The sequence below is a fragment of the Micromonospora sp. U21 genome (assembly GCF_018070045.1).
Taxonomy (GTDB): domain Bacteria; phylum Actinomycetota; class Actinomycetes; order Mycobacteriales; family Micromonosporaceae; genus Micromonospora.
Genome location: NZ_JAGPYK010000004.1, coordinates 163493 through 182636, shown reverse-complemented (window position 1 = coordinate 182636; position 19144 = coordinate 163493). Strand labels below are relative to the sequence as shown.

Below are 19144 nucleotides of genomic sequence, written 5' to 3'. Positions count from 1 at the left end.
ATGTTAGGGCGTGAAGGTGAACAAAAGACTGCCCCGGCATGGCCGGGGCAGTCTTTTTGTTTCGGATCCGATCGGGCTGTCAGCCCTTCATCAGCTCCTCAGCCTTGCGCTCCAGGTCCTCGAGACCGCCGCACATGAAGAACGCCTGCTCAGGGAAGTGGTCGTACTCGCCCTCGCTGATCTTGCGGAACGCCTCGATGGTCTCCTTGATCGGGACCGTCGAGCCCGGCACGCCGGTGAACTGCTCCGCGGCGTAGGTGTTCTGCGACAGGAAGCGCTCGATCCGCCGGGCCCGGGCCACGGTGATCTTGTCTTCCTCGGAGAGCTCCTCGATGCCGAGGATGGCGATGATGTCCTGCAGGTCGCGGTAGCGCTGCAGGATCCGCTTCACCTCGGTGGCGACCTGGAAGTGCTCGGTGCCGACGAACTCCGGCGCGAGGATCCGGGACGAGGACGCCAGCGGGTCCACGGCCGGGTAGATGCCCTTGTCGGAGATCGACCGCTCCAGGTTGGTGGTCGCGTCCAGGTGGGCGAACGTGGTGGCCGGGGCGGGGTCGGTGTAGTCGTCCGCCGGCACGTAGATCGCCTGCATCGAGGTGATGGCCTGGCCCCGGACCGAGGTGATCCGCTCCTGGAGCTCGCCCATCTCGTCGGCCAGGGTCGGCTGGTAGCCCACCGCGCTCGGCATGCGGCCGAGCAGGGTGGAGACCTCCGAGCCGGCCTGCGTGAAGCGGAAGATGTTGTCGATGAAGAGCAGCACCTCCTGCTTCTTCACGTCGCGGAAGTACTCGGCCATGGTCAGCGCGGAGAGCGCCACCCGCAGCCGGGTGCCCGGCGGCTCGTCCATCTGGCCGTACACCAGCGCGGTCTTGTCGATGACGCCGGACTCGGTCATCTCGGCGATGAGGTCGTTGCCCTCACGGGTGCGCTCACCCACGCCGGCGAAGACCGAGGTACCACCGAAGTTACGGGCCACACGGGTGATCATCTCCTGGATGAGCACCGTCTTGCCCACACCCGCGCCGCCGAACAGGCCGATCTTGCCGCCCTTGACGTACGGGGCGAGCAGGTCGATGACCTTGATGCCGGTCTCCAGCATCTCGGTCTTCGGCTCCAGGTCCGCGAAGGCCGGGGCCTTGCGGTGGATACCCCAGTGGTCGTCCGGGGTCAGGGTCTCGCCCTCTTTGAGGTTGAGCACCTCGCCGATCGCGTTGAACACGTGGCCCTTGACCGCGTCGCCCACCGGCACGGTGATCGGCTCGCCGCGGTCACGCACCTCCGCGCCGCGGACCAGGCCGTCCGTCGGCTGCATCGAGATGGCACGGACCAGGTTGTCACCCAGGTGCTGGGCGACCTCCAGGGTCAGCGTCTTCTCACCGCCGGACAGGTTCACGTCGACGTTCAGGGCGTTGAACAGGGCCGGCATGGCGTCGCGCGGGAACTCGGCGTCGACGACCGGGCCGATGACCCGGACCACGCGACCCGTGGCCGTCTTGGTCTCTACTGGTGCAGTCATCACACATCACTTCCCGACGCGGCCAGCGCGTTGGCGCCGCCGACGATCTCGCTGATCTCCTGGGTGATCCCGGCCTGGCGAGCCGAGTTCATCTCACGCGTGTACTTCTCGATCATGTCCTCGGCGTTGTCGGTGGCGCTCTTCATCGCCCGCCGCCGTGCCGCCGACTCACTCGCCGCCGACTCGATCAACGCCGCGTAGATCCGCGTGTTGATGTACCTCGGCAGGAGCGCGTCGAGCAGCGCCTCCGCCTCCGGCTCGAACTCGTACGCCGGCAGCAGCCCCTCGGAGCGGGGCCGGTCCTCCACCTGCATCGGCCCGATGACCTTGGCAACCGGGCTCTGCGTCATCAGCGAGTGAAACTCGGTGTAGACGATGTGCAGCTCGTCGACGCCGAGCACCCCGTCCGCACCGGCACCGCCGTCGACGTCGTCCGCACCGGCCGTGAACGCCTTGATCAGCGTCTCACCCACCGTGCGGGCGTCCTCGAACGACGGCTGCTCGCTGAACCCGGTCCAGTTGGCCTCGATCGGCCGATCGCGGAACCGGTAGAACCCGACGCCCTTACGCCCGATGACGTAGAGCACCGGCTCCTTGCCGTCGGCCTTGAGCCGCGCGATCAGCGACTCCGCCGTCTTGATCGCGTTGGAGCTGTAACCGCCGGCCAGGCCACGGTCGCTGGTGACCAGCAGGACGCCCGCCCGCCGCACCCGCTCGCGCGGGGTGAGCAGCGGGTGGTCGATCCGCGCGTTGGACGCCAGCGCCGTGAGCACGCCGGTGATGGCCTGGGCGTACGGCAGGGACGCCTGCACCCGGGCCTGGGCCTTGGCGATCCGGCTCGTCGCCACGAGCTCCATCGCCTTGGTGATCTTCTTCATCGACTTCGCCGAGCGGATCCGTTGACGAAGAACGCGTACCTGGGCCGCCATGGGATCAGCTCTCGGCCGGGCGGTCGGTCGCGCCGTCGCGGAAGCGGGTCACCGTCTCGCGGTTCTCGTCGCCCTCCAGCGGCGCGGCCGGCGCGTCGTTGACCCGACGCTCGTCCGCCTTGCCGAGGAAGACCTGCTTGAACTCGCTGATCGCGCTGTCCAGGGAGCCGATGATGTCGTCGTTCCACTGGTTGTCGGCGATCCCGGCCAGCACACCCGCGTGCTTGTGCCGCAGGTACTGGAGGAACTCCGACTCGAAGCGCCGGACCTCACCCACCGGGATGTCGTCCAGCTTGCCCTCGGTGCCGGCCCAGACCGAGACGACCTGCTCCTGCACCGGGAACGGCGAGTAGTTCGGCTGCTTGAGCAGCTCGACCAGGCGCGAACCGCGGTCCAGCTGGGCCCGGGAGGCCTTGTCCAGGTCCGAGGCGAAGGCGGCGAACGCCTCCAGCTCGCGGTACTGGGCCAGGTTGAGCCGCAGCGAGCCGGCGACCTTCTTCATCGGCTTCACCTGCGCGGCGCCACCGACCCGGGAGACCGAGGTGCCGACGTTGATCGCCGGACGGACGCCCTGGTTGAACAGGTCGGTCTCCAGGAAGATCTGGCCGTCGGTGATCGAGATGACGTTGGTCGGGATGAAGGCCGAGATGTCGTTGGCCTTCGTCTCGATGATCGGCAGACCGGTCATCGAGCCGCCACCCAGCTCGTCGGAGAGCTTCGCGCAGCGCTCCAGCAGGCGGGAGTGCAGGTAGAAGACGTCACCCGGGTACGCCTCGCGGCCCGGCGGGCGGCGCAGCAGCAGCGACACGGCCCGGTACGCCTCGGCCTGCTTGCTCAGGTCGTCGAAGACGATCAGGACGTGCTTGCCGCCGTACATCCAGTGCTGCCCGATGGACGAGCCGGTGTACGGGGCGATGTACTTGAAGCCGGCCGGGTCGGACGCCGGGGAGGCCACGATGGTCGTGTACTCCATCGCGCCCGCCTCCTCCAGCTGGCCCTTGATGGAGGCGATCGTGGAGGCCTTCTGGCCGATGGCGACGTAGATGCAGCGGACCTGCTTCTTCGGGTCGCCGGTGCGCCAGTTGTCCCGCTGGTTGAGGATGGCGTCCAGGGCGACCGTGGTCTTACCGGTCTTCCGGTCGCCGATGATCAGCTGCCGCTGACCCCGACCGATCGGCGTCATCGCGTCGATCGCCTTGATGCCGGTCTGCAGCGGCTCGAACACCGACTGCCGGGCCATCACGTTCGGAGCCTGCAGCTCCAGCTCGCGGTAGCCCTCGTCGGCGATGTCGCCGAGGCCGTCGATCGGCTGGCCGAGCGCGTTGACCACGCGGCCGAGGAAGGCGTCGCCGACCGGCACGGAGAGGACGCGGTCGGTGCGCTTGACCCGCTGCCCCTCCTCCAGGTTGGCGGCGTCACCGAGAACGACGACACCGATCTCCCGGACGTCGAGGTTCAGCGCCACGCCGAGCGTGCCGTCCTCGAATTCCAGCAGCTCGTTGGTCTTGGTCGAGGGCAGGCCCTCGACGTGGGCGATGCCGTCACCGGTGTCGGCGACGGTGCCGACCTCCTCGCGGGAGACGTCGGTCGAGTAGGAGGAGACGTAGCGCTCCAGGGCGCCGCGGATCTCCTCCGTCGAGATGGTCAGCTCGGCCATCCTCTGCTTCCTTAAAATTCAGGGGCCCGGGATACCTAGTACCGACCGGTCCGAATGGCGTCTGTCATTCCGGGCGCTGGGCGGCGGAGCCGCCCCAACGCTGGGCGGCGGAGCCGCTCAGCGCTTCGCGAGCGCGTTGCGGGTCTCGTTGAGGCGGCGCAGGATGGTGCCGTCGTACAGGTCGGAGCCGACCCGCACGCTCACGCCACCCAGGACGTTGGGGTCGACCGTCTGCTTGACGGAGACCTCTCGACCGTATATCGCGGTGAGGCTCGCGCCCAGCCGACGCTCGTCCTCGTCACTCAACGGGGCCGCGACGGTCACGTACGCCACCTGCCGGTCACGTCGCTCGGCGGCGAGTTCCACCAGCCGGGTGAGCGCCCCGATGAAGGAACGCCCCCCGAACCCGCCGAGCGCCACCTCGACGAGGCGGACGGTGACCGGGCGGGCCTTGTCGGCGAGCAGCTCACGGGCCAGGGTGGCCCGCTGCTCGACCGGCGCGACCGGGTCAGCCAGCGTGTTGCTCAGCGCCGACTGGCCCGCCACGACCTGGCCGAAGCGGAACAGCTCGTCCTCGACCTCGCCCAGCTCGCCGGCCTTGTCGGCGCTGGCAAGCAGCGCCTCCACGCCCAGCCGCTCGGCGCCGTCGAGCAACTCCGACGGTGCCGACCAACGGCCGGAGACCAGCGTCACGAGCAGGTCGAGCGCGTCGGAGCCGATCCGGCCACCCAGCATGTCGCCGAGCAGAGCGCCGCGGTCCTCGCCGGAACGGGCCGGCTCGGACAGGGCACGGCGCAGCCGCGGCTCGCGCCGCAGCAGGGCCGCGACGGCGAGGATGGCGTCGGCGGTGGAGGTCACCGCCGACGGCTCCGTGCCGCGGACGTACGCGTCGAGGCGCTCGGCCGCGATCTTGTACGACTCCCGGCTGGCGGCCTGCATCAGCGGGCCCCCGTGCTCTCGAGACCGCTCAGGAACCGGTCGACGGTGCCCTTGCGCCGCGCCTCGTCGGCCAGCGACTCACCGACGATCTTGCTGGCCAGGTCCACCGCGATCGTGCCGACCTCGGTACGCAGCTCGCGCACGATGGTGGCCCGCTCGGCGGCGAGCTGGTCCTTGCCGGCCGCGATGATCCGGTCGGACTCTTCCCGCGCCTTGGCGAGGACGTCCTGCCGGATCCCCTCCGCGTCGGCCCGGGCGTCGTCGCGGATCTTCGCGGCGTCGGTGCGGGCCTCGGCGAGCTGGGCACGGTACTGCTCGAGCAGCTGGTTCGCCTCGGCCTGAGCGGCCTCGGCGCGCTTGATGCCGCCCTCGATCGCGTCGACCCGAGCCTGGAACGTCTGCTCCATGCGGGGGAAGACGAACTTCATCAGCACGAAGCAGAGCACGGCGAAGGCGACCGAACCGACCACGATCTCCTGCCAGAGCGGGATGATCGGGTTGTGGGTCGACTCACCACCCTCAGCGGCGAGGAAGTACATGGTTACCTCCCGGTCTAAGGGCGGGATCAGCCGGCCCAGATGAAGCCGAAGGCGATGCCCAGCAGCGCCAGCGCCTCGATGACGGCGAAGCCGATCCAGACGTACGGCAGGGTCATCCGCGACGACTCCGGCTGGCGGGCGGTCGACTGGATGTAGGCGGCGAAGACCAGGCCGACGCCGATGCCCGGGCCGATGGCCGCGAGGCCGTAGCCGATGGCGGCGGTGCTGCCCTCTACCGCGGCGAGAACGCTAGCGTCCATTGGTGTGGTTCCTCCTGGTTATCACGCGTGACTCTCACGCGGGACGACAACGGTTGGTGCGGTGGATCAGTGCTCTTCGGCGAGCGCGCCCTGCACGTAGCTGGCGGTGAGGACGGTGAAGACGTAGGCCTGCAGGACGATCACCAGGAACTCGAGGAAGGTGAGCGCGATGGTCATCACCCAGGAGAGCACCGAGACCGGCGCCAGCCAGGCGTTGGCGCTCAGCATCGCGAAGCCGCCGAGCGTGAAGACCAGCAGAAGCATGTGGCCGGCGAACATGTTCGCGAAGAGACGTACCGCGAGCGAGAACGGCCGGACGATGAAGGTCGAGAAGAGCTCGATCGGGATCAGCAGCGGCAGGATGTACCACGGCGCCGGCGGGATCAGCGAGTTCTTGAAGTACTTCACGAAGCCGTGCTGCTTGATGCCGATGTAGTTGAACAGCACGTAGCTGATGATCGCGAGGACCGCCGGGAAGGCGATGTGCGAGTTCGGCGAGATCTGGAAGAACGGGATGATCGCGAACGAGTTCGTCAGCAGCACGAAGCAGAACAGCGTCGTGAAGTACGGCGCGAACCGCACGCCCGCGTGCCCGATCATGTCGACGGCGATGTTGTTCCGCACGAAGCCGTAGATCGACTCGGCGAACCACTGCTTCTTCGTCGGCACCAGCTGCGGGTTCCGGTAGCTCGCCAGGAAGAAGATGATCAGAACGCCGACCGCGATCCAGACCATCGCCGTGATCTTGGTGAACCAGTATGACTCGTGCGCACCCCAGGGCAGGATGCTGGGCAGGTAGAAGTCCTCCACAGTGGGTGGGAATGCCGCCTGGCCAGCTGCCAGAACGTTCGCCTGTCCGAACACCGCGTCCCTTCCTAAGTAGGCGTGCCGAGTCGGCGGACGACCAGGATGATCCCCCCGGCCATACCGAGCACGACGCCGATCCCGGTGGCGACGCCGCCGGTGTCGAGCCACTGGTCAACCAGCCAGCCGATGAAACCCCACACGAGCATGCCTCCGATGAGGTAGCTGAGCGCGGTCCAGCCCTGACCGGCGCCGGACGGAATGTCGTCCGGTTCACCGGCGGGACGGGGGGTTTGGTCACCAGCCATGACGGGGCGAACGATATCAGCCGGGAGGACGAGGCTGTGCCTCACCCCCCGCACAACCGTCGTTGTGTGGGCATCTCGGGGGCCGCGTCGTCTGTGGGCACGCTACTCCCCTTCCGCCCCTGGGAAAATGACCGGTGGCCGACAGGTTGCCGCGCGTCCGATGGATGGGACGATCGGCCGATCGCCAGGTCAGGCGGGCGACCGGTGGGCGTGCACCCTGGTCAGCCACCAGATGTGCACTCCCGTCCACACTGCCACCCCGGCGACGATGCCGAGGCAGAGCGGGACCAACCCGGGCCAGCCGGTGGACGCCACCGCCACCATCACCACACCCAGCAGGGTGAACTTCAGCGCGTACAGGCCCAGCCCGAGGGGCAGCAGCAGCTGCGGGTTGATCTGGTCGGCCCAGGCCAGCACCACCGTGGTGAGGGTGTAGCTGAGCACCGTGACCCCGACCCCGACCGCCGCGCCGAGCGCGGCCGTCACGCCACCGGTCGCGCCACCGACCACCGCGGCGACCGCGGCCAGCGCCACCGACGCGGCCAGCAGCACCGGCAGGTGTCGCAGCCGCCAGCGCCGGTCGGTGCCGGTCTCGGCGGCCGCGGGGTCAGCCACGGGGGTACGCCGGGAACACCGCGACCAGCTCGGCCACCTCGGCACCGATCCGGGTCAGCTCGTCGGCGCCGCCCGGGGCACCGGGATCGGCGCGTACCGCCCGCGCGATCAGGGCGGCCACCTGCCGCAGCTCCCCCTCCCGCATGCCCTGGGTGGTGACGCTGGGCGTGCCCACCCGGATGCCGGAGGCCACCCTCGGCGGCTGCGGGTCGTACGGGATCGCGTTCTTGTTGAGGGTGATCGACGCCGCGTCACAGCGGCCCTCGGCCTCGGCGCCGGTCACGCCCAGCTCCCGCAGGTCGATCAGGGTGAGGTGGGTGTCGGTGCCTCCGGACACCGGGCGCATCCCCTCGTCGGCCAGCCCGGCGGCGAGCGCCTGGGCGTTGCTGATCACCTGACTGGCGTAGGTCTGGAATTCGGGCTGGGCGGCCTCGCGCAGCGCGACCGCCTTGGCCGCGACCGCGTGCATCAGCGGGCCGCCCTGGGTGAACGGGAAGACCGCCTTGTCGATCCGCTGGGCCAGCGACTCCCGGCAGAGGATCATGCCGCCGCGGGGGCCGCGCAGCACCTTGTGGGTGGTGGCGCAGACGACATCGGCGTACGGCACCGGGGACGGGATCGCCCGGCCGGCCACCAGGCCGATGAAGTGCGCGGCGTCCACCATCAGGTACGCGCCGACCTCGTCGGCGATCTCCCGGAACCGGGCGAAGTCGATCAGCCGGGGGTACGCGGTGGCGCCGCAGATGATCATCTTGGGCCGGTGCGCCCGGGCCAGATCCCGCACCTCGTCGTAGTCGATCAGCTCGGTGTCCGGCCGGACGGTGTACCCGACCGTGGCGAACCACTTGCCGGAGAAGTTCACCCGACTGCCGTGGGTCAGGTGCCCGCCGTGCGGCAGGTCCATCGCCAGCACCGTGTCCCCCGGCTGCACCAGCGCGGCGTACGCGGCCAGGTTGGCGCTGGCGCCGGAGTGCGGCTGAAGGTTGGCGTGCTCGGCGGCGAAGAGCTCCTTCGCCCGGGCGATGCCGATCTCCTCGGCCCGGTCCACCTCGGCGCAGCCGCCGTAGTAGCGCCGGCCCGGGTAGCCCTCGGCGTACTTGTTCGTCAGCGTCGAACCGAGCGCGGCCAGCACCGCCGGCGAGGTCAGGTTCTCGCTGGCGATCAGCTGAAGGCCGCCGCGCAACCGGTCCAGCTCGCCGAGGACCACCCCGGCGATCTCCGGGTCGGTGGCCCTGAGCTGCGCGAAATCCGGCCCCCAGAAGGTGCTCGTCTCGGTGTCCACAGCGAACGAGTCTAGGGGGCCGCACACTGGAAGCCGTGAGATGCCTCGTCACCGGAGCCACCGGATACATCGGCGGGCGACTGGTCCCCCTGCTGCTCAGCGACGGGCACACCGTGCGCTGCCTGGCCCGTAAGGCCGTACGGCTGCGCGACGTGCCCTGGGCGTCGGCCGCGGAGATCGTCCAGGGGGACCTGAGCCGGCCGGAGACGCTGCCCGCCGCGTTCGCCGACGTGGACGTCGCCTACTTCCTGGTGCACTCGCTGGGCCGGCCCGATTTCGAGGCGGCCGACCGGGCCGCGGCGACCAACTTCGCGGCGGCGGCCCGGGCGGCCGGCGTACGCCGGATCGTCTACCTGGGCGGCCCGGAGCCGGCGGCCGACGAGGAGGTCCCCTCCCCGCACCTGCGGTCCCGGGCCGAGGTGGGCCGGATCCTGCTGGCCAGCGGCGTGCCCACGGCGGTGCTCCGCGCCGCCGTGATCATCGGCTCCGGCTCGGCCTCGTTCGAGATGCTGCGCTACCTGACCGAGCGACTGCCCGTCATGGTCACTCCGCGCTGGGTCCGCAACCGGATCCAGCCGATCGCCGTCCGCGACGTGCTGCGCTACCTGGCCGGCTGCACCGCGCTGCCGCCGGAGGTCAGCCGCGGCTTCGACATCGGCGGGCCGGACGTGCTCAGCTTCCGCGACATGATGCAGCGCTACGCCCGTGTGGCCGGCCTGCGTCGGCGCGTCATCGTGCCGGTCCGCCCGCTCACCCCGTCGCTTTCCTCGCGCTGGGTCGGCCTGGTCACCCCGGTGCCGAACGCCATCGCCCGCCCGCTGGTGGAGAGCCTGGTCCACGAGGCGATCGCGCACGAACACGACATCGCCCGGTACGTACCCGACCCGCCGGGCGGGCTGACCCGCTTCGACGAGGCGGTGGCGCTGGCGCTGGCCAAGGTGCGCGACGCCCAGGTGGTGACCCGCTGGTCGACCGCGAGCGGCCCGGACGCGCCGGCCGAGCCGCTGCCCACCGACCCCGACTGGTCCGGCGGCACCGCCTACACCGACTTGCGGGAGCGGACGGTGGACGCGCCGCCGGCGGACCTCTGGCGGGTCATCGAGGGTGTCGGCGGCGAGCACGGCTGGTACTCGTTCCCGCTCGCCTGGTCGATCCGCGGCTGGCTGGACCGACTGATCGGCGGGGTCGGGCTGCGCCGGGGCCGGCGCGACCCGCACCGCCTCCAGGTCGGTGAGGCCCTGGACTTCTGGCGGGTGGAGGAGATCGTCCCCGGCGAGCTGCTGCGGCTGCGCGCCGAGATGCGGCTGCCCGGCCGAGCCTGGCTGGAGATGCGGGTGCTGCCCGCCGACAACGGCCGCAGCCGCTACCAGCAACGCGCGGTCTTCCTGCCGCGCGGCCTGGCCGGGCACGCCTACTGGGGGTCGGTGGCCCCGTTCCACGCGGTGGTCTTCGGCGGGATGGCCCGCAACATCGCCCGCGGCGCCGAGCAGGCCCCCGATCACCCCGCCGCGCGCACCGGCTGACCAGGCCGGGTCAACGCGCACGCCGCCCGGCGCGGAGGCTCAGTTGCCGTCACGGGCACCGGTGACCTGGAAGGCGACCCGCTCGCTCGGCGGGACGAAGTCCTGCACCGGCTGGTCGCGCAGGGCGAAGGCGAGCACCTCGCCGACCGCCTCCACCATCCGGGCCTGCACCGCCTGACCCACCGCGTCGCGTGGGTCGTCCGGGTTCGCCGCCATCGAGGCCACCGCGAGCTGCGGAGTGAACGCCACCACCGTCTCCGTCTCGTACCGCTCCGAGCTGCCGGTCTTGCCGGCGACCGGGCGGTCGAGCCTGCCCCGCAGACCGGGTGCGGTGGCACCGTCGCAACGCCCGTACATCGACTGGTCGCCGACCGGGCAGCGGGCCGCGTCGGCGGCCGCCCGGGCCACATCGGTGTCGAGGGCCTGCCGGCAGTCCGGCTTGGCGGCGTCGACCGGGTGGCCGGCCGAGTCGGTGATCGAGACCACCGGCAGCGGGGCGCACCAGGTCCCGTCGGCCGCCACCGTGGCGTACGCCGTGGCCAGGTCGAGCGGGGTCGTCGCGGCCACGCCCAGGGTGAACGGGCCCCAGTTCTTCGCCCCGTACCGGGCCAGCCGCGCGTCGGAGTCGGCGCGCAGCACGATGCCGAGCCGCTCGGCCATCTCCACCACCCGGTCGGCGCCGACCCGCTCGGTGAGCCAGGCGAAGTAGGTGTTCACCGAGCGTCCGAACGCGGTCCACATGGTGCGCGGGCCGTCCATCGACGACGGGCTCGCGTTCGCCGGGCACCAGTGGCCGTCACAGCTCGCCTCCCCGGTCACCGGGAACTTCGTGAGCAGCCGTGTCGGCGCGGTGAAGTCGGTCGACAGCGGCATGCCGGACTCCAGCGCGGCCAGCATGGTGAAGAGCTTGAACGTCGACCCGCCCTGGTACCCCTCGATCGCCCCGCCGCCGGCGATCAGCTGATTCACCGTGTTCGGATGGTTCTTCTGCCCGGCCGGGTTGTCCGCCACGCTGTAGCTGCGGTTCACCGCCATCGCCAGCACCCGACCGGTTCCGGGCTGCACCACCGCGGTCGGCACCGCCCGGGCCTCGGTCGGCTTGTAGATCCGCAGCACCTGCTCGGTGGTGGCCCGCTGCACCGCCGGGTCGAGCGAGGAGACGATGGAGAACCCGCCCCGGCGCAGCGTGCGCTGCCGCTCGTCGGCGGTCGACCCGAACGCCGGCTGGCTGCTCCACCACCGGGTGAACCAGTCGCAGAAGAATCCCCAGTCGTTGTGCCCGTCCGGCACGGCCGTGCAGTCGTTCGGGGTCTCGCTGGGCCGCAGGTCCAACGGCTCGGCCCGCGCCGCCGCCGCCGCGTCCGCCGACACCTGGCTCGACTCCACCAGCTGCTCCAGCACGTACGCCCGCCGGTGCAGCGCGCTGTCGGCGTCGCCGTTGATCGGGTCGTCGCTGTCCGGTGACCGGACCAGCCCGGCCAGCAGCGCGGCCTGCGCGAGGGTCAGCTCGGCCGGGGACCGGGAGAAGTAGCGCTTGCTGGCCGCCGCGATGCCGTACGCCCCGGCGCCGAAATAGGCGATGTTGAGGTAGCGGGTGAGAATCTCGTCCTTGCTCAGCTCCCGCTCCAGCGCCAACGCGTACCGCATTTCCTGGATCTTGCGGGCGGTGGTGACCTCGGTGGCCGACCTGCGCTGGCTCTCGGTCAGCCGGGGATCGCTGCTGAGCACGTTGCGGACGTACTGCATGGTCAGCGTGGAGGCGCCCTGCCGGGTCCGGCCGTCGCGCTTGTTCACGGTGAACGCGCGCACCACACCCCGCAGGTCCACCCCGCTGTGCTGAAAGAACCGGACGTCCTCGGCGGCCACGATGGCCTGACGCATCACGGACGCGACCTCGTGCAGCGGCACGTCCACCCGGTCCTCCTGGTAGAAGGAGGTGATCAGGGTGGTGCCGTCGTTGGCGTAGAGGTTGGAGCGCTGGGCGGTGGGCGGCGTGCGCAGCGTGTTCGGCAGCTCCGAGTAGGGCGTGGACAGGGCGCTGAAGCCGATCCCGAAGACCAGGGCCACCGGCAGTGCGGCCGCCGCCAGCACCAACCCGGCCAGCACACCGGCGATCACCACGGTCAGCAGTTTGTCGAAATGGGCCCGGATCATCAGCTCTCCCCGCAGGAGCCGGTCACGCTAGGACCCGTTCAGAATGACCCGGAAGGCCCCTTTCGCCCCGGGTTTTGCCCAAACCCGGAGGAAATTCGCACGCCGCTCAGGGAAGCAGCGCGGCGGCCAGCGGGTGGACCGTCTCCTCGATCTCGTCCGCGACCCGGCTGAAGCACTGGTCGCCGCGACCCCACGGGTCATCGAGGTCGTCGGTCGGCAGCAGCGAGGCGCCCAGCCGGGCGTCGTGCGCCGCCGCCACCAGGGCCACGCCCCGGGCGTACACCGCCTCCGGGGTCGCCTCGGCCCTCGGCAGCGCGGCGGCGTCCACCGCGGCCAGCAGACGGCCGAACTCACCCAGCACGAAGGTGCGGGCCGCCGCGTCCGGACGCAGCGCAACCACGTACTCCTGCTGATCCGCGGTCGCGGTCAGGACCAGGTCGGCGGCGTCGATGTGCTCCGACCGCAGCTTGCGCGCGGCGAACCCCTCCACGCCCCCGCCCCGGCCGGTGACCTGGCGGGCCGCCGGCGGGTTCATCTCCTCGCCGGCGTGCCAGCCGCCCGTGCCGGCGCTGTGGCTGTGCAGCAGCTCCTCGGCCCGGGCCGGGTCCTGCTCACGCCGGGCCAACCGCTCCCGCACGGCAAGGGCGAGCAGCCGCTCCGCCATCGGCGAGCGGCAGATGTTGCCCATACAGACGTGCAGCACGGTGAACGGGGGCACTCAGACCCCCCGGCCGTCGACGAGATCCGGCACCACGTCGCGCAGCTTCTCCAGCGGAATCGCGCCGGCCCGCAGCAGCTGCGGCACCTCGCCGGTCAGGTCCACGATCGTGCTGGGCACCGGATCCGGACAGGGCCCGGCCTCCAGGTACGCCCGCACCGAGTAGCTGAGCTGGTCGCGCGCCTCCTCCGCGGTGACCGCGGCCGGCTGGCCGGTCTTGTTGGCCGAGGAGACCGCCATCGGGCCGGTCTCCCGCAGCACCTCCAGCGCCACCGGGTGCAGCGGCATCCGCACCGCCACCGTGCCCGTCTTGTCGCCGAGGTCCCACTGGAGGCTCGGCGAGTGCTCGACCACGATCGTCAACGCACCCGGCCAAAACGCCTCCACCAGGTCCCGCGCGGCGCTGGGCAGCGAGAAGACCAACCCGTCCAGGGTGTGCCGCGAGCCGATCAGCACCGGTGGCGGCATCTGCCGGCCCCGGCCCTTCGCGTCCAGCAGCGCCTTGACCGCGTACGGAGTGAACGCGTCCGCGCCGATGCCGTAGACGGTGTCCGTCGGCAGGACGACCAGCTCGCCGTTCTTGACCGCCTCGATGGCCGCAGCGATGCCGCGGTCCCGATCGGCGGGCGACCGGCAGTCGTAGAGCATCACGAGGAGTCAGTCTGCCACGCCGCCCCGCCCGGGGCGTGCTGGCCGTCCGCCCGTCGGGACGCGGTGGCGTAGCGAGGGCGGCCGGTGAGGTCCGGATGCCCCGTGATCGCGGTGAACCGGCCGTCCGCGGCGAGCAGCCCGGGCACCGCCGAGCCGTGGGTGTCGTCGTGCTCGACCCCGATCACGCCGCCGGGGCGCAGCAGCGTCGCCGCCCGGGTGATCACCGGCCGGATCACCGCCAGACCGTCCGCGCCGCCGAAGACCGCCTCCGCCGGGTCGTGCCCGGCCACCTCCGGCGGCACCACCACGTCGACCGGCACGTACGGCGGGTTGCAGAGCAGCACGTCCACCCGGCCGACCAGGTCGGCCAGCAGGTCTGGCGCGGTGACGTCGGCCTCGACCACCGCGATCGGGCGGTCCCCCGCCTCGGCGCGCTCCGCCGCGTTGCGGCGCAGCCAGGCCAGCGCCGCCGGGGACCGCTCCACCGCCACCACCCGCGCGCCCGGCAGCTCCTGCGCCACCGCCAGAGCGATCGCGCCGGAGCCGCTGCACAGGTCCACGACCAGCGGGTCGGGCCGGCACCGGCCCTGCTCGAGGCCCCAGCCGGCCAGCAGCTCGGTCTCCGGCCGGGGCACGAAGACGCCCGGGCCGACCGCCAACTCCAGGTGCCGGAAGCCGGCCCGACCGGTCAGGTGCTGCAACGGCTCCCGGGCGGCACGGCGGCGCACCAGCTCGTCGAGCCGGGCCAGGTGATCGTCGGTCAGGTCGTCGGCGAGCGCCAGCCGACCCCGGGGCACCCCCAGCACGTACGCCGCCAGCAACTCGGCCTCCACCCGGGCCGGGCCCACCCCGGCGGCGGCGAGCAGCCGTGCCGCCCGGGCCACCGCGGCGGACGGACGGAGCCGGCCTGTCCCTTCGGGGGGGTGTTGCGGCAGAGTGGTCACGCCATAATCATGAAGCGTCGCGGGCGACGCCACGAACCGGTGCGTCGAGGCGCACACGACGGGAGGTCGCGAGTGGGCTGGCTCGACCGGGTCGATGACCAGGTTGACGCCCTCACGCACGCCCGGGCGTTGCAGGAGGCCAGTCGTTCCGCAGAGTCGTACGCCCTGCTGGAACGGGTGATCCGCACCACGACGGACCCGGCGGCGCGAGCGGACGCGATGGTGCAGCGACTCTCCGCGCTGATCAATCTCGGTCGGACGGCGGAGTTCACCCGGGCCATCGAGGAGGCCTCGGCGGCGGTCCGCGACCTCGCCGAGCCCTATCTGCACGGGCACCTCAACGCGCTGGCCGCGCTCGCCGCGCACCACCAGGGCGCCCTGGACCGCTGCGTCACCCACCTGGTGAAGGCCGCCCGGGCGCTGGGCGCCGTGGAGGACCCGGACCGGGACACCGCCTGGGGCTGGCACGACCTCGCGATGGCGTACAGCTACCTCAGCTTCCACGGGTACGCCCTCGGGGCGATCGAGCGCGCCCGACAGCTGGGGCTGACCGCCGGCATCCCGGAGGAGACGTTCGCCGCGCCCGGCATCCGGCTGCGCAACGCCGTGGCGCTGGACCACAACGGCGACAGCGACGGCTGCCTGCGCGTGCTCCGGGACGTCGCCGCCGACCTGGCCCGGTTCATGCATGCCGGGCGGGCCGGCCGGCTACGCCCCAGCAGCCTCGCCGCGTACGGCTACGCGGCGGCCCGGCAGGCCGCGCTCGGCGACCGGGTGGAGTCCGGCGGAGACGGCGATCCGTCCCGGCTGCTCAGCCACGGCGGGGACAGCGCCCGGGCGCGCGACATGCGTCAACTCGGGCAGGTCTGCCTGGCCGTCGCCGCCGGGCGGCCGATCGAGGCGGTCACCCGGTTGGACTCCATCCGGGTGTCCACCGAGACGCTCGGCGCGGCCGAACCGGCCCGGCTGCGCAGCATCGCACTGGCCCGGGCCGGAGACCACGTGGCGGCGCACCGGGCCGACCGGCTGGCCTTCCGGCTCGCCGCCCAGCGCAACGACCGGCTGCGCGACGTCTACATCGACGGCATCGCCGCCCGGATCGACCACGAGGAGATGCGCCGCGAGGCGGCGCGGTTCGAGGGCGAGGCGCTGACCGACCCGCTCACCGGGCTGCCCAACCGGCGGCGGCTGGAGCGGTACATCACCGCCGTGGTCACCCGCGGCGAGCGGGTGGTGATCGGCGTCTGCGATCTGGACGGTTTCAAGGCGGTCAACACCCGGCACGGGCACCACTCCGGCGACCTGGTGCTGCAACGCATCGCCGGGGTGATCAACCGGGTGATGCGGCGGGGCGATTTCGTGGCCCGCTACGGCGGTGACGAGTTCGTGGTGGTGCTGCCCGACACCGGCATGACCGAGGCCACCGAGGTGGCCCGCCGGATCGAAGGGGCGGTCCGCGCCGAGGACTGGGAGTCGCTGGTGCCGGGAACCCCGGTCGGGGTGAGCATCGGCTTCGCCGAGGTCTCCGCCGGGAGTGGGCTACGCGACGCGCTCAGCGTCGCCTTCGAGGAGGCCGACCGGGCGATGCTGCGAGCCAAGAGCCGCCCGCGCGCCAGCTGACCGCCCGGCCGCCGGGCGCCCCCGCCGGCCGGCGGACCCGCGGCGCTGCGGTCAGCGGCGGGTCAGCTCGGTGTCGCCGGCCAGCCGGGCGGCACGGTCGGCCTCGGCCAGGGCGTCCAGCACCCCGTCCAGCTCGCCGGCCAGCGCCAGATCCAGGTTGTACGCGGTGTAGCCGATCCGGTGATCGGTGATCCGGTTCTGCGGGAAGTTGTAGGTGCGGATCCGCTCCGAGCGGTCCACCGTACGCACCTGCGCCTTCCGGGCGTCCGATGCGGCGGCGTCGGCCTGCTCCTGGGCGGCGGCGAGCAGCCGGGCCCGCAGGATCCGCATCGCCTGCTCCCGGTTCTGCAACTGGGACTTCTCGTTCTGACAGGAGACGACGATGCCCGTCGGCAGGTGGGTGATCCGCACCGCCGAGTCGGTGGTGTTCACCGACTGGCCGCCCGGGCCGGACGAACGGAAAACGTCGATGCGCAGATCGTTCTGGTCGATGGTGACGTCGACGTCCTCGGCCTCCGGCAGCACCAGCACCCCGGCGGCGCTGGTGTGGATCCGACCCTGCGACTCGGTGACCGGGACGCGCTGAACCCGGTGCACGCCGCCCTCCCACTTGAGCCGCGACCAGACGCCGTTGCCGCCCTCCGGGACACCCTTGGTCTTGATCGACAGCGAGACGTCCTTGACCCCGCCCAGGTCGGAGTCCTGCGCGTCGATCACCTCGGTGACCCAGCCGTGCCGCTCGGCGTACCGGGTGTACATCCGCAGCAGGTCACCGGCGAACAGCGCCGACTCCTCGCCACCCTCACCGGCCTTGATCTCGACGATCACGTCCTTGGCGTCGTGCGGGTCACGCGGGATGAGCAGCTCGGCGAGGCGCTCCTCCAGGACCGGCAGGGACGCCGCGATCGCCTCGGTCTCGGCAGCGAACGACGGATCCTCGGCGGCCAACTCGCGGGCCGCAGCCAGGTCGGCGCGCGCCTGCTCCAGCTCGCCGGCAGCCTTGTACAGCGGCACCAGCTCGGCGTACCGGCGGCCGACCCGCCGCGCGGTCGCCTGGTCGCCGTGGATCGCCGGATCAGCCAGCCGCTTCTCCAGCTCCGCGTACTCGTCGAGGAGACCGGCCAGACGCTCGCTGCTCATGCTGCGGGATGCTCCTTCGAGGGTACGGCGCCGGCCGGGCCGGATTGATTGCCGGTCGCCGGCCGGGAAAAGGGCGGAAAGCGGACGGCGCCCGCGTCCGGCGGAAAACCGGACGCGGGCGCCGAACGAGGAGCTACTTGGCCTTCTTGGCCTGAACCTTGGCGTACTTCTGCTGGAACTTCGCGACCCGGCCGGCGGTGTCGAGAACGCGCTGCTTACCGGTGTAGAACGGGTGGCAGGCGCTGCAGGTCTCGGCGTGGATCGCCCCGCCCTTGGCGGTGCTGCGGGTCGTGAACGTGTTGCCACAGGAGCAGCTGACCTCGGTGGTCACATACTCCGGGTGGATGTTTGCCTTCATCTCGCCTCGGTCCTCTCGTTGGTGGTCGCCGGGTCGCCGTCACCGCCCGTCGCGCCGTGCGCGACGGGCTCGGGCGTGAACCGGAACCGGTGGCCGATTGACCAGTGTGCCATGGGCCTGAGCCGACCCGTCAATCGGGCCGCACACCTCGTCCGGCATCGTCAACACGTGCCTCCCCGTCCGCATTCCCGCCGCCCGGCCGGGCATTCACCCACACGGCGGGCCGCCGCCGAGTACCCCGTCGGGGGTACGCCCGCCCAGCCGGAGGGGAGCCCATGACCCGCCTGATCGCCACCCGGGGCCTGCCGGCGTCCGGCAAGACGACCTTCGCCCGGACCCTCCAGCCGTCCGTCGTCCGGGTCAACCGCGACGACCTGCGCCGGATGCTGCACGGCGAGCGGCTCTTCACCCAGTGGGCGGAGGCGCAGGTGACCACCGTGCAGCGGGCCCAGGTCGAGGCGCTGCTGCGGGCCCGGGCGGACGTCTGCGTGGACGACACCAACCTGCGCTCGCGGACCCTGCGGGACTGGGCCGACCTGGCCGCGCGGTACGGCGCGGAGTTCGAGGTGCACGACTTCACCGACGTGCCACTGGACGAGTGCCTGCGCCGCGACGCCGCCCGCCCGGAGGCCGACCGGGTCGGCGCGGACGTGATCCGCCGGCTGCACGAGCGCTACCTGGAAGGGCGGACGCTGCCGTTGCCGGTGCCGCAGGCCCGCACCGGACGACCCGCAGCCGTGCACCCGCCGTCGACCGAGCCACCGGAGATCGTCCTGGTGGACATCGACGGCACCGTCGCGCTGGCCGTCACACGCAGCCCGTACGACATGACCCGGGTGGGCGAGGACCAGCCGAACCCGGCGGTGATCGCTGCGGTCCGGGCGATGCACGCCGCCGGGTACGGCGTGGTCTTCTGCTCCGGGCGGGACGCCTCGGCCCGGGCCGCCACCGAGGCGTGGCTGGCCCGGCACGTCCGGGTTCCCTACCTCGGCCTGCACCTGCGCGCCGTCGGTGACTCCCGCAAGGACGCGATCGTCAAGCGGGAAATCTACGACCGGGAGATCCGGGACCGCTACCGGACGGTCGGCGTCTTCGACGACCGCGCCCAGGTGGTCCAGATGTGGCGCTCCCTCGGCCTGACCGTCTTCCAGGTGGCCGACGGCGACTTCTGAGTTAAGGAAGGGCAC

The 19144-nt window shown here is 71.8% G+C and carries 19 protein-coding genes; 3 read left to right on the top strand and 16 right to left on the bottom strand.

The window, feature by feature from the left end; all coding sequences use genetic code 11:
• Positions 1–79: 79 nt before the first annotated feature.
• The 10 genes from atpD to glyA form a co-directional block, all read right to left on the bottom strand.
• Positions 80–1516, bottom strand: a complete 1437-nt coding sequence (atpD, locus tag KBX63_RS07195) for a F0F1 ATP synthase subunit beta (RefSeq protein WP_210909711.1) — start codon at positions 1514–1516, stop codon at positions 80–82.
• Entirely contained in the window at positions 1516–2445 is a 930-nt protein-coding gene (locus KBX63_RS07190; protein ID WP_210909709.1) for a F0F1 ATP synthase subunit gamma, read from the bottom strand. Before KBX63_RS07190 ends, atpD begins: the two co-directional genes overlap by 1 nt.
• A gap of 4 nt (positions 2446–2449) precedes the next feature.
• The gene (gene atpA / locus KBX63_RS07185; RefSeq protein WP_210909707.1) at positions 2450–4102 is read right to left on the bottom strand and encodes a F0F1 ATP synthase subunit alpha; all 1653 of its coding nucleotides are present in this window, start codon (positions 4100–4102) and stop codon (positions 2450–2452) included.
• A gap of 117 nt (positions 4103–4219) precedes the next feature.
• On the bottom strand, positions 4220–5041 hold the full coding sequence (locus KBX63_RS07180) for a F0F1 ATP synthase subunit delta (protein WP_210909700.1): 822 nt from the start codon (positions 5039–5041) through the stop codon (positions 4220–4222).
• Positions 5041–5580 carry a F0F1 ATP synthase subunit B gene (locus KBX63_RS07175; RefSeq protein WP_121654097.1) on the bottom strand — a complete coding sequence of 180 codons (540 nt, stop codon included), beginning with the start codon at positions 5578–5580 and terminating at the stop codon, positions 5041–5043. The genes KBX63_RS07180 and KBX63_RS07175 overlap by 1 nt, the downstream gene beginning before the upstream one ends.
• Before the next feature lie 26 nt (positions 5581–5606).
• Positions 5607–5840, bottom strand: coding sequence for an ATP synthase F0 subunit C (locus tag KBX63_RS07170; RefSeq protein ID WP_030488047.1), 234 nt, complete (start codon positions 5838–5840; stop codon positions 5607–5609).
• A 66-nt stretch (positions 5841–5906) separates the two neighbouring features.
• Positions 5907–6704, bottom strand: a complete 798-nt coding sequence (atpB, locus tag KBX63_RS07165) for a F0F1 ATP synthase subunit A (protein ID WP_210909698.1) — start codon at positions 6702–6704, stop codon at positions 5907–5909.
• Between the two features lie 11 nt (positions 6705–6715).
• Complete coding sequence (locus KBX63_RS07160; RefSeq protein WP_030488045.1) at positions 6716–6952, bottom strand: AtpZ/AtpI family protein; 237 nt, start codon at positions 6950–6952, stop codon at positions 6716–6718.
• A gap of 189 nt (positions 6953–7141) precedes the next feature.
• The gene (locus KBX63_RS07155) at positions 7142–7567 is read right to left on the bottom strand and encodes a hypothetical protein (RefSeq protein ID WP_210909691.1); all 426 of its coding nucleotides are present in this window, start codon (positions 7565–7567) and stop codon (positions 7142–7144) included.
• A complete protein-coding gene (gene glyA / locus KBX63_RS07150) occupies positions 7560–8849 on the bottom strand; it encodes a serine hydroxymethyltransferase (protein ID WP_210909690.1) in 1290 nt (429 codons plus the stop codon). The genes KBX63_RS07155 and glyA overlap by 8 nt, the downstream gene beginning before the upstream one ends.
• 35 nt (positions 8850–8884) lie before the next feature.
• On the opposite strand from glyA, the gene KBX63_RS07145 reads away from it, so the two are divergent.
• Positions 8885–10372 carry an SDR family oxidoreductase gene (locus KBX63_RS07145; RefSeq protein ID WP_210909688.1) on the top strand — a complete coding sequence of 496 codons (1488 nt, stop codon included), beginning with the start codon at positions 8885–8887 and terminating at the stop codon, positions 10370–10372.
• Between the two features lie 39 nt (positions 10373–10411).
• Here the strand turns inward: KBX63_RS07145 and KBX63_RS07140 are convergent, their stop codons facing one another.
• The 4 genes from KBX63_RS07140 to prmC all read right to left on the bottom strand — a co-directional run bounded on the left by KBX63_RS07140 (position 10412) and on the right by prmC (position 14839).
• Positions 10412–12526 carry a transglycosylase domain-containing protein gene (locus tag KBX63_RS07140; protein WP_210909685.1) on the bottom strand — a complete coding sequence of 705 codons (2115 nt, stop codon included), beginning with the start codon at positions 12524–12526 and terminating at the stop codon, positions 10412–10414.
• Between the two features lie 106 nt (positions 12527–12632).
• Positions 12633–13244 carry a phosphotyrosine protein phosphatase gene (locus KBX63_RS07135; RefSeq protein ID WP_210909677.1) on the bottom strand — a complete coding sequence of 204 codons (612 nt, stop codon included), beginning with the start codon at positions 13242–13244 and terminating at the stop codon, positions 12633–12635.
• Positions 13245–13892 (bottom strand): L-threonylcarbamoyladenylate synthase, encoded by a 648-nt coding sequence (locus tag KBX63_RS07130; RefSeq protein ID WP_184188202.1) that lies wholly within the window; start codon positions 13890–13892, stop codon positions 13245–13247. It lies immediately after the preceding gene.
• Positions 13892–14839 (bottom strand): peptide chain release factor N(5)-glutamine methyltransferase, encoded by a 948-nt coding sequence (gene prmC / locus KBX63_RS07125; protein ID WP_210909675.1) that lies wholly within the window; start codon positions 14837–14839, stop codon positions 13892–13894. Before prmC ends, KBX63_RS07130 begins: the two co-directional genes overlap by 1 nt.
• A 72-nt stretch (positions 14840–14911) precedes the next feature.
• On the opposite strand from prmC, the gene KBX63_RS07120 reads away from it, so the two are divergent.
• Complete coding sequence (locus tag KBX63_RS07120; protein ID WP_210909673.1) at positions 14912–16459, top strand: diguanylate cyclase; 1548 nt, start codon at positions 14912–14914, stop codon at positions 16457–16459.
• 51 nt (positions 16460–16510) lie between these two features.
• On the opposite strand, the gene prfA is transcribed toward KBX63_RS07120, so the two are convergent.
• Positions 16511–17599, bottom strand: a complete 1089-nt coding sequence (gene prfA, locus KBX63_RS07115; RefSeq protein ID WP_210909666.1) for a peptide chain release factor 1 — start codon at positions 17597–17599, stop codon at positions 16511–16513.
• Between the two features lie 133 nt (positions 17600–17732).
• Complete coding sequence (gene rpmE, locus KBX63_RS07110; protein ID WP_030333150.1) at positions 17733–17957, bottom strand: 50S ribosomal protein L31; 225 nt, start codon at positions 17955–17957, stop codon at positions 17733–17735.
• Positions 17958–18232: 275 nt separating this feature from the next.
• On the opposite strand from rpmE, the gene KBX63_RS07105 reads away from it, so the two are divergent.
• Positions 18233–19129: an AAA family ATPase gene (locus KBX63_RS07105; RefSeq protein ID WP_210909663.1), complete on the top strand. Its 897-nt coding sequence runs from the start codon at positions 18233–18235 to the stop codon at positions 19127–19129.
• Positions 19130–19144 lie beyond the last annotated feature (15 nt).

Coding starts and splice junctions, on each gene's coding strand:
- KBX63_RS07175 (WP_121654097.1), bottom strand. CDS start 5,580: ATGTACTTCCTCGCCGCTGAGGGTGGTGAGTCGACCCACAACCCGATC.
- KBX63_RS07130 (WP_184188202.1), bottom strand. CDS start 13,892: ATGCTCTACGACTGCCGGTCGCCCGCCGATCGGGACCGCGGCATCGCT.
- KBX63_RS07190 (WP_210909709.1), bottom strand. CDS start 2,445: ATGGCGGCCCAGGTACGCGTTCTTCGTCAACGGATCCGCTCGGCGAAG.
- atpD (WP_210909711.1), bottom strand. CDS start 1,516: ATGACTGCACCAGTAGAGACCAAGACGGCCACGGGTCGCGTGGTCCGG.
- KBX63_RS07170 (WP_030488047.1), bottom strand. CDS start 5,840: ATGGACGCTAGCGTTCTCGCCGCGGTAGAGGGCAGCACCGCCGCCATC.
- KBX63_RS07105 (WP_210909663.1), top strand. CDS start 18,233: ATGACCCGCCTGATCGCCACCCGGGGCCTGCCGGCGTCCGGCAAGACG.
- atpA (WP_210909707.1), bottom strand. CDS start 4,102: ATGGCCGAGCTGACCATCTCGACGGAGGAGATCCGCGGCGCCCTGGAG.
- KBX63_RS07160 (WP_030488045.1), bottom strand. CDS start 6,952: ATGGCTGGTGACCAAACCCCCCGTCCCGCCGGTGAACCGGACGACATT.
- prfA (WP_210909666.1), bottom strand. CDS start 17,599: ATGAGCAGCGAGCGTCTGGCCGGTCTCCTCGACGAGTACGCGGAGCTG.
- KBX63_RS07180 (WP_210909700.1), bottom strand. CDS start 5,041: ATGCAGGCCGCCAGCCGGGAGTCGTACAAGATCGCGGCCGAGCGCCTC.
- rpmE (WP_030333150.1), bottom strand. CDS start 17,957: ATGAAGGCAAACATCCACCCGGAGTATGTGACCACCGAGGTCAGCTGC.
- KBX63_RS07140 (WP_210909685.1), bottom strand. CDS start 12,526: ATGATCCGGGCCCATTTCGACAAACTGCTGACCGTGGTGATCGCCGGT.